This is a genomic window from Photorhabdus sp. RM96S, assembly GCF_042879335.1.
GTDB classification, from domain to species: Bacteria; Pseudomonadota; Gammaproteobacteria; order Enterobacterales; family Enterobacteriaceae; genus Photorhabdus; species Photorhabdus kayaii.
The window spans coordinates 1-14,945 of record NZ_JBHFKT010000037.1; the positions used below are offsets into that span (position 1 = coordinate 1).

The 14,945-nt window shown below is 46.7% G+C and carries 16 protein-coding genes, 1 tRNA gene and 1 pseudogene; 14 read left to right on the plus strand and 4 right to left on the minus strand.

From position 1 onward, the window contains the following. Positions 1 to 156 precede the first annotated feature (156 nt). The 11 genes and pseudogenes from ACGF49_RS18845 (at position 157) to ACGF49_RS18895 (ending at position 9,431) form a co-directional block, all read left to right on the plus strand. Positions 157 to 378 carry a hypothetical protein gene (locus ACGF49_RS18845; RefSeq protein ID WP_036776922.1) on the plus strand — a complete coding sequence of 74 codons (222 nt, stop codon included), beginning with the start codon at positions 157 to 159 and terminating at the stop codon, positions 376 to 378. Positions 379 to 391: 13 nt separating this feature from the next. Continuing rightward, the gene (locus ACGF49_RS18850; RefSeq protein WP_113043263.1) at positions 392 to 769 is read left to right on the plus strand and encodes a hypothetical protein; all 378 of its coding nucleotides are present in this window, start codon (positions 392 to 394) and stop codon (positions 767 to 769) included. Beyond that, entirely contained in the window at positions 769 to 1,065 is a 297-nt protein-coding gene (locus ACGF49_RS18855; protein WP_113043264.1) for a hypothetical protein, read from the plus strand. Before ACGF49_RS18850 ends, ACGF49_RS18855 begins: the two co-directional genes overlap by 1 nt. A 76-nt stretch (positions 1,066 to 1,141) precedes the next feature. Next, on the plus strand, positions 1,142 to 1,615 hold the full coding sequence (locus tag ACGF49_RS18860) for a hypothetical protein (RefSeq protein ID WP_113043265.1): 474 nt from the start codon (positions 1,142 to 1,144) through the stop codon (positions 1,613 to 1,615). A gap of 70 nt (positions 1,616 to 1,685) precedes the next feature. Beyond that, positions 1,686 to 3,644 (plus strand): ArdC-like ssDNA-binding domain-containing protein, encoded by a 1,959-nt coding sequence (locus ACGF49_RS18865; protein WP_229015708.1) that lies wholly within the window; start codon positions 1,686 to 1,688, stop codon positions 3,642 to 3,644. 101 nt (positions 3,645 to 3,745) lie between these two features. Beyond that, positions 3,746 to 4,657 carry a hypothetical protein gene (locus ACGF49_RS18870; protein ID WP_113043267.1) on the plus strand — a complete coding sequence of 304 codons (912 nt, stop codon included), beginning with the start codon at positions 3,746 to 3,748 and terminating at the stop codon, positions 4,655 to 4,657. A 65-nt stretch (positions 4,658 to 4,722) separates the two neighbouring features. Further along, a complete protein-coding gene (locus ACGF49_RS18875; protein WP_065391120.1) occupies positions 4,723 to 5,055 on the plus strand; it encodes a DUF3085 domain-containing protein in 333 nt (110 codons plus the stop codon). 88 nt (positions 5,056 to 5,143) lie between these two features. Further along, positions 5,144 to 5,332 (plus strand): hypothetical protein, encoded by a 189-nt coding sequence (locus tag ACGF49_RS18880; RefSeq protein ID WP_082300852.1) that lies wholly within the window; start codon positions 5,144 to 5,146, stop codon positions 5,330 to 5,332. 128 nt (positions 5,333 to 5,460) lie between these two features. Beyond that, a complete protein-coding gene (locus ACGF49_RS18885) occupies positions 5,461 to 6,387 on the plus strand; it encodes a DUF1281 domain-containing protein (protein WP_387492278.1) in 927 nt (308 codons plus the stop codon). Between the two features lie 500 nt (positions 6,388 to 6,887). Next, positions 6,888 to 8,351, plus strand: a complete 1,464-nt coding sequence (locus ACGF49_RS18890) for a conjugal transfer nickase/helicase domain-containing protein (protein ID WP_271859767.1) — start codon at positions 6,888 to 6,890, stop codon at positions 8,349 to 8,351. Positions 8,352 to 8,429: 78 nt separating this feature from the next. After that, positions 8,430 to 9,431 (plus strand): annotated as a pseudogene (locus ACGF49_RS18895) (tyrosine-type recombinase/integrase). Between the two features lie 378 nt (positions 9,432 to 9,809). Here ACGF49_RS18895 and ACGF49_RS18900 read toward each other — a convergent pair. The 4 genes from ACGF49_RS18900 to mutY all read right to left on the minus strand — a co-directional run bounded on the left by ACGF49_RS18900 (position 9,810) and on the right by mutY (position 12,526). After that, positions 9,810 to 9,885, minus strand: a tRNA-Phe gene (locus ACGF49_RS18900). A gap of 160 nt (positions 9,886 to 10,045) precedes the next feature. Beyond that, on the minus strand, positions 10,046 to 11,119 hold the full coding sequence (gene mltC / locus ACGF49_RS18905; RefSeq protein ID WP_112878762.1) for a membrane-bound lytic murein transglycosylase MltC: 1,074 nt from the start codon (positions 11,117 to 11,119) through the stop codon (positions 10,046 to 10,048). 63 nt (positions 11,120 to 11,182) lie between these two features. Next, positions 11,183 to 11,455 carry an oxidative damage protection protein gene (locus tag ACGF49_RS18910; protein WP_112896809.1) on the minus strand — a complete coding sequence of 91 codons (273 nt, stop codon included), beginning with the start codon at positions 11,453 to 11,455 and terminating at the stop codon, positions 11,183 to 11,185. Between the two features lie 30 nt (positions 11,456 to 11,485). Beyond that, entirely contained in the window at positions 11,486 to 12,526 is a 1,041-nt protein-coding gene (gene mutY, locus ACGF49_RS18915) for an A/G-specific adenine glycosylase (RefSeq protein WP_113043269.1), read from the minus strand. A 241-nt stretch (positions 12,527 to 12,767) separates the two neighbouring features. Between mutY and trmB the strand changes: the two genes are divergently transcribed. From trmB to glsB, 3 genes are all read left to right on the plus strand, one after another. Further along, positions 12,768 to 13,487 carry a tRNA (guanosine(46)-N7)-methyltransferase TrmB gene (gene trmB / locus ACGF49_RS18920; protein ID WP_387492282.1) on the plus strand — a complete coding sequence of 240 codons (720 nt, stop codon included), beginning with the start codon at positions 12,768 to 12,770 and terminating at the stop codon, positions 13,485 to 13,487. Continuing rightward, on the plus strand, positions 13,487 to 13,813 hold the full coding sequence (locus ACGF49_RS18925; protein WP_113043272.1) for a YggL family protein: 327 nt from the start codon (positions 13,487 to 13,489) through the stop codon (positions 13,811 to 13,813). The genes trmB and ACGF49_RS18925 overlap by 1 nt, the downstream gene beginning before the upstream one ends. 205 nt (positions 13,814 to 14,018) lie before the next feature. Then, complete coding sequence (glsB, locus tag ACGF49_RS18930; RefSeq protein WP_113043273.1) at positions 14,019 to 14,945, plus strand: glutaminase B; 927 nt, start codon at positions 14,019 to 14,021, stop codon at positions 14,943 to 14,945.

A 14,945-nucleotide genomic window follows, 5' to 3' on the forward strand; every position in this document is an offset into this window, starting at 1 on the left:
GGTTGAAAACATAAAGATTACCTCAAGTCGTGTTTGTTATTGAGATCAATCTATGAGGAAAAAGTTCAATAACGAGGGGGCAGGTTAAAATATTTGTGTAGGAAAGACAGGGGCTTGTCCCCGTCAGGGGCGGGTTTCCGGTAACAGGAGCTGTTAATGCCTGCTTTTCATTCACCTTCTGATCCGATAATCCTGCCGGCTTCAGAGACATTAACCCCGAAACAACAATCCCTCATCCGCGATTTGATCCGTGATGAATGTGACTACCGTGATCGTGACGCACTCTTCAAACTTTTGAGCGTGATAACGCTGCTTAAATTTGCAGGGATCTTAACGCTGGGTGTGTTGTTACTGGTTTTCCGGTTGTTATGGGGATAAAAGGAGACGAACCATGCTAATGATCTTTGTGACAGTGCTTTGGGGCGTGATTCGCTGGATTTCTTTGTCGTTTTACCATGTGCTGTCCTGGTTGTTACGGCGAAGACCGGTGAGGTTACCAGCAGCTCATGCGCGAAGACACACGGTGTATGCCGGTAAATGGCAACTTTCTGATGACGCGAAGTCGTGCGGGAGACCGGTTGTGGTCAGAGATAGACACAGCTACAAACCGGGTGTGGAGTTGCTGTATTTCGGTGAGGAGAGTCCGGAGCCGTTTTATGGCGAGCGGTACCTTATCGACGAAACGGAAGCGGTGGATTCGGCGCAACAGATGCTCACGCGTCTGCTGAGACAGCGTAGTTTGTCGAAAGCTTATGATGAGGCCGCATAATGGTCAATGAGACGTTGATTGCCGTTACCCGGGCGGTGATGCCAGCTGTGGCGATTGAAGAGCCAGTCTGGCTGCGAATGGTAAGTTATCCGTCTGCGCCAGAATATGAAACAGAGCGGTTTCATCAACTGATTTACCAGGCATTCAAAGCCTGGTCGGCAGCAAAGCCGGGAGTCTGTGAGGTGACGTTTGGTTTTTTCTGTTTGCCGCATGACGGCGACATGAAGGCCCCCTTATGGCAAGCGCTGCGGCTTAAACATGAATCTGATCGGTTGCTGATTGCGTTGGACGCCTAATTTATTGATCACCCTGACGGGGAAACCCGTGAGGGTTAACTCCGTCAGTCATTTTTTTACAACAGGAGTTAACCCTATGAGTACAATGACGACTAAAGAATACATTCGGGAATCGTCCCAGTCTCTGTCAGTGCAGGCGCTGACTGAACCGGAGATATTCAAAAAAACCCGTAGCCGGTTTAATCAGTGGTTGCAGGCACAATTCGACAATCACTATCACACGCTGAGAAATCATGGTTACCGCTGTTTTCTTGCTCGCCATCATCCGACCGAGCTTGAGCGTTACGATGAGGCTTCTGAAGCCTTACGGCGTGAGGAATTTCACCGGTTCAGTGAGTTGCAGACGCTGGGGCTGTTCCTGTATCAACAGGTTCAGTTAAAGGAGAAAAAACTCAGGCAGCGTCGTCGCTGGCTGTTGACCGGGATAGCATTGACGTCGCTGGTGACAGGCGTGTGTTTGATGTTTCACGCTTACGAAGTTGACTTGTCAGCAGTTTATCACTGGCTGACCGCGTTACCGGCCAGAATAGCTAATTATTTCATGCGCTAATTATTTATCCCCCGGGGAGAGACGACTCCCTGTGGAAGGGGCTCTTCCTTAATTTTAGACAGGAAAGATGATGACCCTTTCTTACCTACCGGATGATATCTGCCGGTTAATAACCCGACGTCTTACAGACAGCCTGGAAAGTGGATGGGCGCCCTGGCAAGCGGCCAGTGAGTACGGTTTGCCGCAGCATGCGCTGACCGGACAACCGTTTAGCGGTATCAATGTGCTGTTGCTCTGGCAAACTATGTTGCAGCGGCAGTTGATATCTAACCGCTGGTTAACCGGTGATGAGTTAAGAGCGTTAGGCGGATGGGTGGTCAACGGTGAAAAACCAACAACCATCGTCCGTTACCAGCCTTCAATGTCGCTGATACGTGTCATTAATCTGGAACAATGTGAAGGACTGCCGACAGAACTTCAACCCGGTTGTCCTTTACCTCCCCGTCCGGCTCCCGGTTTTACCGCTGTTCAGCAACTGGTGACGGCCAGTGGGATCCCGGTGGTTCATCGATCGGGCATCATGCCCGTTTACCGACCATGGCATGATCGTATTGAGCTGCCTGTCCAGCGGGACTACGTTGAAGATTCACAATACTGGCATGACTTGTTGCATCAACTGGTTTATGCCACTGGCCATCCGTCCCGGTTAAACCGCTTTGGCCTGACAACCCGAAGTGAGTTAGATGAAGCTCGGGAACAATGGGTGACAGCATTGGGCGCGGCGTTTGTGGCGGCATTAACCGGTGTTCGGGGTAACTCGGTCTATCCTGATAATACAGTACCCTGGGAACACGCTTTGGGTTCAGATCCGTGGTGGTTATTTCAGGTGGCTAATGATGCCCGCCGTGCCATGGATTATTTGCAAGACCGGAGACAGCAGTTACCGACCCAGGTGGAATTGTGGCAGCAGATAGCTACCGTGTTGCTCAGTGAGCACTATGGTTTGCCGCTGAATGACACCATGCTGGAATATGATGAGGTGGTTCAGCGCCATATTGATGAGGGTATCACACCGCTGATGGCTGTCAGTGCTTTAGCCCGAATATATCACTGGGAACGGCATGACCAGCCAGAAGGCAGGTTGTTTCCGGAAGAGTTGGGGCAGGCCAGCGAGGCATTGGCGTTATTCGCCAGCCAGCCATCGTATCTAAACTATGCTCGGATCCCGGTGACAGAACCCGCTGATACTGGTGAACCGGACAGATCATCACATTCTGAATGGTTGTTGTTACCGCCGGTGGCGTCTGACCGTGGTTATGCGGATGAAGATAATGATCCGCCTGACGATAACGTTGTGGCGCTGCCATTAGCGGCAACTTACCGGGAACCGAATCCACATAAACAGGCTTTTATCAGACTGTTTAACCAGATTGCACCCCATGAAAACCGCTGGCAGGTGTTCTGTGATTTTGTGCATATGGCCGCCTGTTCATTGTATAACGCGCTGTTGCAAAATGAGGAATTTGAAGCGGACTATATGCAGCGGGTTAAACGTTATTCCCGTGAAGATGCATTCCGGCTGAGTCGTTTGCTGAGTGAAGTTATTACGGGGCTGGAGTATGCAGTCGGTGATTTTCTGGGGGCTATTTTCATGGCGCTGGAATTAGGTCATGACCGGGCTGGTCAGTATTTTACGCCGTTTCCTGTCAGCCATATGATGGCCAGAATGCAGTTCACTGAAGGCTTGACGAAGTTGGGATCCGGAGAGCATGAATATATCACGGTGTCTGACCCGGCTTGTGGCGCCGGCGGGATGATTATTGCGATGCATCAGACTCTGCTGGAAGCGGGGTTTAATCCTCAGCAGCAGATGTTGGCGTTTTGTGTCGATATCGACCCGGTTGCCGCGATGATGACGTATATCCAACTGTCGTTGCTGGGTGTTCCGGCCGTGGTCACGGTAGGCAATTCACTCACTCATGTCATGTCTCAGCAAATGGTGACGCCAATGTACCATTTAGGCTTCTGGCAGTTCAAACGTCAGCGTCAGGAAGCTGAAGACGAAATAGTGATGCGCAAGGCTGGCTGACATCACATCTTTAATTCAAAGTCACCATTGGGTGGCATCACATTAACCCGATAGGGGATATCCCCTACAGGGGGAACCCCGTCAATCACGAGATTTCCCTTATGTCTTTATTACGTTTTTATATTCGGCATCAATTCGCAGAGCGAATGGGGCTGGAGCTGGATGACGACGCTATTTTCTATCTGTTTCATGAGAGCCAGGGAGATTACGTCAATACCTATATAAAGTTTACCAAAGAGTTACTTTTGCCCATCATGACTCATCTTTTGGACAGTTTGTCTGAGGATCCGGCAAACCGGGCCAGATGCAGAAATAGTGAGCGTATCCTGACGTTATGGATACGGGGAATGGATGCGATATCTCATGCTTATCAGGATCCGATGCTGATGCCCTATACCCATCCGGAAAGCAGTGGTCGTGTGGATACCCTTATCAGACCCGACACAGCCGTTTTGCTGAATATGTCGGCGGAGGAGTTTCTCCGTCTGACGGCACAGGATAACTTGCCGGAGGAGGAACAAATCACGCTGGAACAGTTCAGTAAAACGCAACAGTACTGGACACGTTTTATGGACTATTTGGATAAGCAGTTGACAGAAACGTGTCTGTATTGTTTTGAACGTTTGGGTCAATTTCTTCGTTACTTACAGGTTGAACCCCGTTTAATCCGGCGTTTTTCCTCCGCTATCGGTTACATCGATGTATTAATGGGGCCACAGGATTTGCACAATATTGAGGCAGAGGAATTTGAGTCAGGGTATCTCGAAGACTATATCGATGCGGTCTCCGATGGATTGATGACACCCGTCCAGTTTCGGGTTGATGTGGTATACAAAAATGATCGTGTGATAGAGAGTTTTCGATCAGATGTAGACATTGAAGATGTTAACAACCCAACAGTCAGAGATTATCGGGATGTGGTGGATGAGGCAATCACCTGGGTAGATGAGCAGTTTGTGCTGAAAACCCGTTCAGTGAACCTGTCTTCGCCAGTACAGAGGCTGGCAGCATAACTAAAATTTAACCCATTGGGGGAAATGTTCCCTCAATGGGAACGTTTCTCCTCAGGAGAACGACGATGTTACTTTTTAAGGCTAAAGACCTGAAGCCCGTGTTGCGGGAAGCGATAGCCCATCAGTGTGACGTGTTGCTGGTCAAGGATCAGGGCATTTATATCATGTCTGATATGGGTACGATGCAAAACGGCAGACATCTTGTCGCTTATGCGTGCGGTTATCATCCAGAGAAGGACGAAGGCTGGTATGAACGTGCCCGGGAGGCGGTGGGCGGAGATGATTTTGCGGAAAAGCTGGGTTTCTCCGTATTGACACTCAACCGGTTACTGAATGACAAATGTGATCTGAAGGTGACGCTGACAGCCACACAAATTATCACACAATTTTATCCCTGATTGCCGGGATGCCGGCAGTCATTTTCACCCTGACGGGCGTTATTTCCCGTCAGGGGATAACGCCCGTTTTTATTTCGGAGCGTTACTGATGAAAAAGATTAAGACCAAAACAGCCCCAAAAACTGTCCGCAAGAATAAAGTCGCCCGTCGTCATGGCAGGCGTTTCCGGCCTGATTTGTACCGGGTGATGACGGGCAGGATTATCGCGGCGTTTGGAAAAAGAAGGCGCCCTGATGTACAGGCCACAAAATTGTGGAGACCGGCTGTCCGGCTATAAATAATTCGGATAGGGCTATCCGAAAGCCGGATAGCCTTTTTTCACATCGCTGAACTTATCATCTGCCTGTGGGGGTATAGCCTTCACAGGGTATGCCCTGTTTCAGGTAAAAAAGAGGATTTTTTACTATGCCGAAGTGTTACGCCAATCGTTTGCATATCACAGGCCAACCTGACCAACTGGAGGCTCTGCAACAATGGGGATTGGGAGACGTCATTCCCTATTACGGGCAGGCTATCCATCAAAGTATTAAGCTGTTTGTCGCGGGCTGTGCCGGTCTTCTGCAACCCACTGAAACGACAGATTATCCACTTTATCTGGCGCTGGTAGCGCAGGGAAAAGGAGACGGCTCACCGGAAAACCAGGCGTTTGAGCAATGGCTGGCCTTGTTAAAAGATAATGTTGCGCTTGATGAAGTCACCAGCCAACAGATTGACAGGCTATACCAACAAAGTGGTCTGGCTGCGCGAAAATGGGAGACGTTGCTCCCGGCAGCGCAGAAAACCATTATAGCTTTGTTTAACCAAAAGTCCTGCGACTGGTTCGGTCTGGTTGACTGGAACGGAGAGCATGACACGGAAATGCTGTGGTCTCATCTTGATGACAGGCTGACAGAGACAGTTCCTTGTGACTTGTTTCTGCTGATACCGACCCGTCTTGCGAGTGAAATCAATGGATTTTGCGGTGGATTGTTAAGGGATCACGAAACGACTCATGAGTTGTATTTCCGATTGTACGATATGGCACGGCCGCGAGGTTATGAAATAGCCTGGAAGTACAATGATGATGGTAGTCTGACCGGGGATTTTGATACAGCACCCTGGGAGCCATGGTATGAAAAAATTATGGTGCCTTTATCCAGGCAATATCACTGCCATATTACCCATTATTTTGAGGATGTCTGTGGCTTTTGTGGTTACGACAAGTACCAGAATGGGCAGTGGGAAGCTGGCAGCTTTGATGAGCTGGAATTTGGTGAGGAAGGTGAGGGCGGTATCCGTAAAGTGGTCGGGCCGGCCTACATTCTCGGCAATATTTCATATGACGGATGTTAGTGCGCTGACAATGTTATCCCGCAGGGAAATTCCTTGGGTGAATTGACATAAAAAACAGGTTCAGGTTTACCTGAGCGTCTGATAACACTACTGCCGGCGGATATGACGCCGGCGATTTACCCATTGGGGGAATATTCCTCTGAGGGGGAGTGTCCGGTTCTTGGGCCGAACAGGACGGAGATGAGAAATAAATCGATTGAAGTTGTTTTGTTTATCCCTGACACGTTTTGGTCTGAATCGGCAGTGCTTCCCAGATGCACTGGACACATTCTATTTCCCTTAATCCTTTCTTGCATGAGTCGCCATGTGCCTTTTGTACTTATCATGACTGATTCAACGAAATAACCGGATACACGCTTCGTTTACCCGTGACGGAATTGGGAACGTTTGAATCATTGCGTGCGGTTTTCATTGATTAATTTTTATTCCCGGAAAAGAGTTTTGCCTTGTCCCTGTCAGAGGATGTATTAGGGTTTTGGGGAAAAAAGAGGAGATTAATCGTGTTGAAAAAAATTAACATCCTGCTGGCGGGAACATCCGCAGGAAAAAAGTCACTTCCACAACCCACCGCCATCCCAGAAACGGTCAAAGCAGGCTACTTTTTGCCGTCTGAGTCCAGACTGTTGCTGGATACTTCCCGGCGACGGCAGTGTTTACAGTGTCTGTGGGACAATAGCGCATTACCTAAAACACACTATCAGGCATTGTGGCTGGCCCCGTTACATGAGTGTGTTGCATTGATGCAACAACTTCCGGCGGCACCGCAGGGGTCTTATGCCCACCTGGGGGGCTTGATAGATGTGACTTTGCAATGTACTGCATTTGCCGTACGTCTGGCGAAAGGACAGATGTTACCGCCGGGTGTGGCCCCTGAGACGCAGGCAGAACAAAGTGTGATATGGAGCACGGTGGTGTTTTACGCTGCGTTATTTCATTTTTTACCTGTTTTGGCCCAGTTTGACGGAGAACTGGATGAAGGCCAACCCTGGTACCCGGGATTGGTTGTGCCGCAGGGGCCGTATCGTTTCCGGTTCAAAACTCCTCCAGTGGAGACGAGGGTTGCCTGTCATTTCGGGCTGTTGCTCGCCGGACGATTGCTGCCGGCTAAGGCGTTGACCTGGCTGGCGTCAGTACCTCATGCCTTGCCTGCGCTGTTCTGTATTTTATCCGGTGATATGAAGGAAGATGACGCAATCAATCAGATAATGACAGAAGCTTTGAATAAAGCGGGCGCACCGACAATATCAGAAATATTATCTGTCACGGCTGCATTACCGCAAGTTATTGTTTCAGGCAATCCTGATGTCTCTGCTACGCCTTTATCAACCGCAATGGAAAGTGTTCTGCCTTCTCAGAGACGGCAGGAAGATAACCCGATGACTGAAATTGTTTCATCAGCCGTGAAGTCTGTTGATGAGAGCACGCAACAGCTATTGTCATTAATGGGGATGAATGTCGCGGGCACAGTGACAGAACAGGTTATGGCGAGTGAAGCAGAAATCGTACCTCCAGACACGCCGGTGCCTTCACAACACTCGGTTCAGGCAACATTGCAGAACGAAAATGCGATTGAGACATCCTGTATTGGAGAGCAATTCTGGGACTGGCTGTCCGCTGGATTAAGGCATGGGGTGATGACCATTAATACGCCGAAAGCCCGGATACATCTGGTCAGTGGTTTTGTGTTTGTGAGTGTGCCGGCCATTTTCTTCCAGTTTCTCAGTGAGAAGAAGCAGGTGGATGGCAAAGAGGTTAGCGAAAAATGGAAACGGGTACAAACCGCATTTGAGCGGTTGGGACGACATCGAGTCAGTGGTGGAAAGTGTTTTTGTTGCTGTCATCTTTATGATTCGGCTGATCGGGCTGGCTCCTATCAACGTATTCATGGCTACCTAATCAAAAACACGTTGCTTTATCGTGGCCATTCTGTACCGGAAGATAGCCCTTTTCTCATGATTTCATGAAAAAGCATCTTTAATAATAATATGTTATTTTCTGCGCCCCGCAATGGGTTTTTAAATTGATGAAGTGAGGAAGTAGAGATGGACAGTATGACCTGGGATAACCTGCTGGATGAGTATTTCTTTGCCAAAATATTGCGGCCGGATACGGAGTCAAGTTATCGCAAGGTGGTGAATACCTTCCAGGTGTTTGCAGGTGTGGACAATCGGCCTGCTCAAGTGACCCGACAACAGGTCCTGACGTGACGCAGATATGTGTTGCATCAGTCTGGCCTGAAAGGTGTGACCTGGAACAGTAAGATTGCGCATATGCGGGCGGTGTTTAATTTTGCGATAGAAGAAAAAATACTGCCCCAAACGGAAAACCCCTTTAATGGTGTGGTGGTCAATGCGAACAAAAATAAAAAGAAAACATTGACCAAAAAACAACTGACGGCCTTGTATCTCACGATGGGGCAATTTGAAGAGCGGGAGCGACAGGCAGGGGATAACCATCGTGCCCGCTGTGCATTATATCCGACCTGGTACTGGCTGACGGTACTGGATACATTGCGTTATACCGGGATGCGGCAAAATCAGTTATTACATATCCGGTTGGGGGATATTGACCTGCATGAGCGTCGGATTATTCTTTGCTCCGAGGGGAGTAAGAACCATTATGAACATCAGGTGCCGGTGGTGAAATGGTTGTATCCGCGACTGGAGATTTTGCTGGAGCGTGCTCAGGCTGCTGGGGCAAAATTGAGTGATCCCCTGTTTTGTGTGGACTATTTTACCGCCAAAACAGACAAAGGAAACGAAACCGACCAGTTACAGACGATAAAATCATTCTTTCGGCGCTTATCAAAAGAGTGTGGATTTGATGTGGGTCCACACCGTTTCCAGCATACCCTGGCAACTGAACTGATGAAAGCGCCTGATCGTAATTTGCAAATGGTGCGCGGATTACTGGGGCATCGCAGTATTGCCACGACGATGGAATATATTGATATCAATCTGGATACTGCCGGGCGTGCGTTGGAGCGTGAATTAATGCTTTATATCGATGCTGAGTCAGAAAAAGGCGAAATATTAATCAGGTAAACCGAAAATATTTTTGCTGTTGCCTGGACTTGTTTTTTCTGTACAAATTCCCTGTCGCAAGATGGGGAATTTTTTTAACTGATGTAATCCCTCATAATTGACCTTTTTCTGATCAATGGGGAAAGTTGAGTAACCGACATACAACATCGTGTTAATTAATTCATTGATTTTAGTTTGGATGGCTTGACAGTTGCAATAGAACTTGTAAATATTGCGCTCGAACGAAAAAAGGACATCTGATCTCTCAGATATCCTGAATCTAGAACCTTTATACTTTATATCGAAGTGACGCAAGATTAAGTCAACTGTAACGATGCACTTAGGTCCCAGTATCGAACGCCCGTTAAGTTTCTATCTCCCAACAAGCGCGCTTTGAATTGGTGCCCGGAGGCGGAATCGAACCACCGACACGAGGATTTTCAATCCTCTGCTCTACCGACTGAGCTATCCGGGCAACGGGGCGCATTAAACCGTATTCGGTAGAGCCCGTCAATAGATTTCTTTGGAAATAGTGACTTGTGCTTTGAAATTATTCGATTGGCTAGAAATATAAGCAAAATAATAACGGAGAGTAGAAAATTTGCTCTCCGTTATTTTCTTAATATTTTAATGTGTTAATGATGGTAGTTTTTCTGGGCAGTATTGACTTTCATCAGGTAGCGACGTGATTCTGCCGATGGATGTTTGGTTGTCAGGGTTTCATAAACGTCACCCGGTGCCATGTTATTAATAATTTGAGCCGCTTTTTTCTTATCGCTAGAAAATACTCTTAATACACTACCGGCACCACCGTTGTAAGCCGTTATTACTGCGTAGCGGCGAGATGTTGCATTAGTGATATCAACCAGATAACTGTTTTGTAATATCGATAAATATGCAGTGCCGGCATCGATGTTATTTCCTGGATCAAATAGATAACTACGGCTTGGTTGCCCTGATTTACCTTTCATTTTAAAGACATCACGGCCAGCAGTATGTTGTACAACTTGCATCAATCCAAGCGCATCAGAACGGCTGACTGCATAAGGGTTGAAGCTGGATTCTATTTGCATAATTGCCAAAATTAGGGATTCATCTATGCCATATTTAATGGAAGCTTGACGAATCAGTGGCAGATATTTATGAGCACGTTTGTCCAAATGGTTTGGTACCAGTTGTATAGTGACAGACCAAATGACATGTAAACCGGATTGGCGTTTTTGTAATTTGTTGGCAATCAGATAATCTGCAAAGTGTGTTGCTCGCCATTCCCAACGAATCGGTTGACCATTATTGTCCATAACTTGTCCGTAAAGGAAAGGTTCTTTACTGATCTGAATATCGTTAGTGTCAGAATAAAGATCAACGGAACCTGGATCATCACCCATTAATAAGGTCGTGATAATGGCCTTGCGTAAATAGGTTGTAGGGTCAATTGGAGAAATTGTCTCAATCGTGATCGTTCCAGCTTCAAAATTGATATGGCTGCGGGTCCGGTATTGATCGGTATATTTAACGTAGTCCTTTGGGCCTGCAATTAATACTTCATGCAACCCCCAAATGTTCTCAATGTTATGAGCAAACTGGCCCATCAAAATATCAAAACCATTGGTATCTTTTATATATTCTTCGCGGTATTCACTATTTTTGTTGCTGGTACAGGAAATAAGAATTGGGGCAATAACAAACAACGCTAACAGTTTTTTCATCTTACATTGCCATCTGGTGTTGAATACAACATCAGAGCCAGTGGCTCTGATGAAAGCTAAATATTATTTTTCTGGTGGGGTATATCCATCAATTTGAATATCATGACCTTCGAACAGGAATTTGGTCATTTCCTGTTCAAGTAGTTTGCGATCTTCCGGGTTCATGGTGTTGAGTTTTTTCTCATTGATCAGCATGGTTTGTTTGCTCATCCATTGTCCCCACGCTTCTTTGGAAATTTCATTGAAAATGCGTTTGCCCAATTCGCCGGGATAAAGCTGAAAATCCAGTCCTTCGGCTTCACGTTGTAAGAAAGTACAAAAAACAGTTCTGCTCATAATAAATCCTCAAAATAGTGGGAGTGGGATTCAGCTCAGTTGCTGTAATAGATATTCAACTGGTGCTGCCAGCCCAACAGTTGCGGGTTGCTGTAAGTTATACCAAAGTCCTGTATTTTCATCCATGCAGGTAGTAAAGGATAAGATATTTATTTTTATCGGCACAATATCTAGATGAAAATGGCTAAATGTGTGGCGGAATGCGGTGAGTTGTTCATGTTTACTGTGAGAAATACCTGATTGTTCTAGCCAGCCGTTTAGCAAATCCATGCTCTCAAACTGAGGAAACGCAAACAAACCACCCCAGATCCCTGTTGGTGGGCGTTGTTCTAGCCAGACAGAATCATTATTCTGTATCAGCAAGAAATAAGCTGTTTTCTCAGGAATGCTCTGTTTAGGTTTTTTACCGGGATATTTTGTCCAGCTATGGTTAGCGTAAGAGATACATCCTTGATTTAATGGGCAGATTTCACATTTCGGCTTGCTGCGAGTGCAAACCATTGCGCCTAAATCCATCATGGCCTGATTAAAATATTCCACCTCTTGTACTGGCGTTACATTGGTGCTGATTTGCCAGAGGCTGCTTTCGACCTCTTTTTTACCCGGCCAACCTTCCACGGCATAACAGCGGGCCAATACCCGTTTAACATTGCCATCAAGAATGGGGAAATGTTTACCTTGAGAAAGTGAAAGAATTGCGCCTGCTGTTGAACGACCAACACCGGGTAGGGCAACCACATCTTCAAAAGTTGTCGGGAATTTCCCTTGGTGCCGCTCCACAATCTGTTGTGCTGCTTTATGTAAATTACGAGCGCGGGCGTAGTAACCAAGACCGGTCCATAAATGAAGGACTTCATCAAGGGGGGCTGCGGCAAGTAAAGTCACATCGGGAAAACGTGAAATAAAGCGCTGAAAATAGGGAATGACCGTCGCAACCTGAGTTTGTTGCAACATCACTTCTGAAAGCCAGACGTGGTAAGAGGTCTTTTCCAGTTGCCAGGGCAGGGTTTTACGACCGTAACTATGGTACCAATCCAGTACCACTTTGGAGAATTGCTTTGCTTCCATCATTGGGATAATTATCTTTAGGGAATATCAGTGTTTCGTGAACAGGATTGCAACATAGTGTTACTTCACTGTAAACCGGAACTTTGTTTTTGCAGCACTGCGCAATCTGGGATTAAAATTGTACTTGTCATTATTGGACTTGCTAAAATCGCCCATCTTTGGATAATGCGCTCTCTTTAGGTGGTTTGCCGGTAAAGCAGCCATAATTGCCTGAATAAATGTCTTTAAAACTGACAGAAATACCATGATAAATAACGTAATTTCGCCGGAATTTGATGAAAATGGCAGGCCATTGCGCCGTGTTAGGAGTTTTGTTCGTCGTCAAGGCCGGTTAACTAATCGTCAGCAACAAGCACTTGATGATCTCTGGCCAAAAATGGGTGTTGAATATCAGGCGGAAAAGCTAGATATGAAGGCACTTTTTGGGCGTGAAGCCCCCATTGTGCTGGAAATTGGCTTTGGTATGGGAGCATCACTTGTCACTATGGCAAGCCAGAATCCCGAGAAAAACTTTCTTGGAATTGAAGTTCATGTACCTGGTGTCGGTGCTTGTCTGGCTTCCGCTGAAGATGAAAATATCGGTAACTTGCGGGTGATGTGCCATGATGCGATTGAAGTGCTGGAAAACATGATCCCGGATAATAGTTTGGAAATGGTACAGCTTTTCTTTCCGGATCCGTGGCATAAAGCACGTCATAATAAACGCAGGATTGTACAGCCACCATTTGCGGAACTGATAAAAAGCAAGTTGAAAGTAGGGGGCGTATTCCATATGGCGACTGACTGGCAGCCATATGCTGAGCATATGTTGGAAGTGATGAATGGCGTAGATAATTACCTTAATTTGTCCGAAAATGGTGATTATGTGCCGCGTCCATCTTCACGCCCGATAACGAAATTTGAATTGCGCGGTCAGCGGTTGGGGCATGGCGTATGGGACATCATGTTTAAGAGGATTAAGTAATGGCTAAAAACCGCAGTCGTCGTTTGCGTAAAAAGATGCATATTGATGAATTTAAAGAGTTGGGTTTTTCTGTTAAGTGGAATTTCCCATCTAATACACCTGTAGATGTTATCGATAGCACTGTTGATGCATTTATTGATGAGCTGATTGAATCCAATGGCTTAGCATTGGATGCCAGCGGTTATCTGAATTGGGAAGGCTTAATCTGTTTGCAAAAAATTGGTAAGTGTACAGAAGAACACCGCCAATTGGTTGAAAAATGGCTGAAAGATCGCGGTATGGAAGATGTTATGACCTCTGAATTGTTTGATGTTTGGTGGGATTGATTAATCTATACCCTATGGATTTCAAGATGCATCGCGACGGCAAGGGAGTGAATCCCCGGGAGCATAGATAACGATGTGACCGGGGTGAGCGAGCGCAGCCAACAAAGAGGCAACTTGAAAGATAACGGGTATATCGCTATAAAATAGCTTGCGTGAATCACAACAGGGGCACCTTTAATCGGTGCCCCTGTCTGGAGTAAAATCAGTGAGTACAACGTTCTCTAATACGTTATTGTCGGATATTTTGCGACAAGTTCGTCCCTTGCTTGGCCAAGGGAAAGTAGCAAATTATATTCCTGCACTGGCGGAAGTTCCTGCTGATAATCTGGCAATAGCTATCTGTACCATCGATGGGCAGATATTTCATGCAGGAGATGCTGAGAAGCGTTTTTCGATTCAATCTATTTCTAAAATATTAAGTCTGACTTTAGCCATGACACGTTATCAGGAACAAGAGATCTGGCAGCGAGTCGGGCAGGAACCTTCTGGTCAGCCATTTAATTCACTAGTTCAGTTGGAACTGGAAAAAGGCAAACCTCGTAACCCTTTTATTAACGCGGGTGCATTAATTGTATGTGACATGTTGCAGTCGCGATTGAGTGCACCTAAACAGCGTATGCTGGAAGTGGTGCGCAAACTTGCTGGTTGTCCTGATATTTGTTACGACAGCAAAGTTGCCCGTTCTGAAATGGAACATTCTCACCGCAATGCAGCGATTGCCTATCTGATGAAATCCTTCGGTAATTTCGATAACGATGTGCTCGCGGTACTGCAAACTTATTTTCATTATTGCGCTTTGAAAATGAACTGTATTGAGCTTGCTAAGTGTTTCATTTATTTGGCGAATCAGGGGAGTACGATAGGTTCTGAGCAGCAGATTCTTAGTCCTCGTCAGGCCCGGCAGATTAATGCACTGATGATGACCTGTGGTATGTATGATGGTTCCGGTGAATTTGCATTCAGGATTGGTATGCCAGGAAAATCGGGTGTTGGTGGTGGGATCGTGTGTGTCGTGCCGGGAGAGTTTACAGTTACTGTCTGGTCACCGGAATTGGATCGATCGGGGAACTCTTTGGCCGGTTGCGCTGCCCTAGAATTGTTAGCCGATCGTGTTGGGCGATCCATTTTTTAA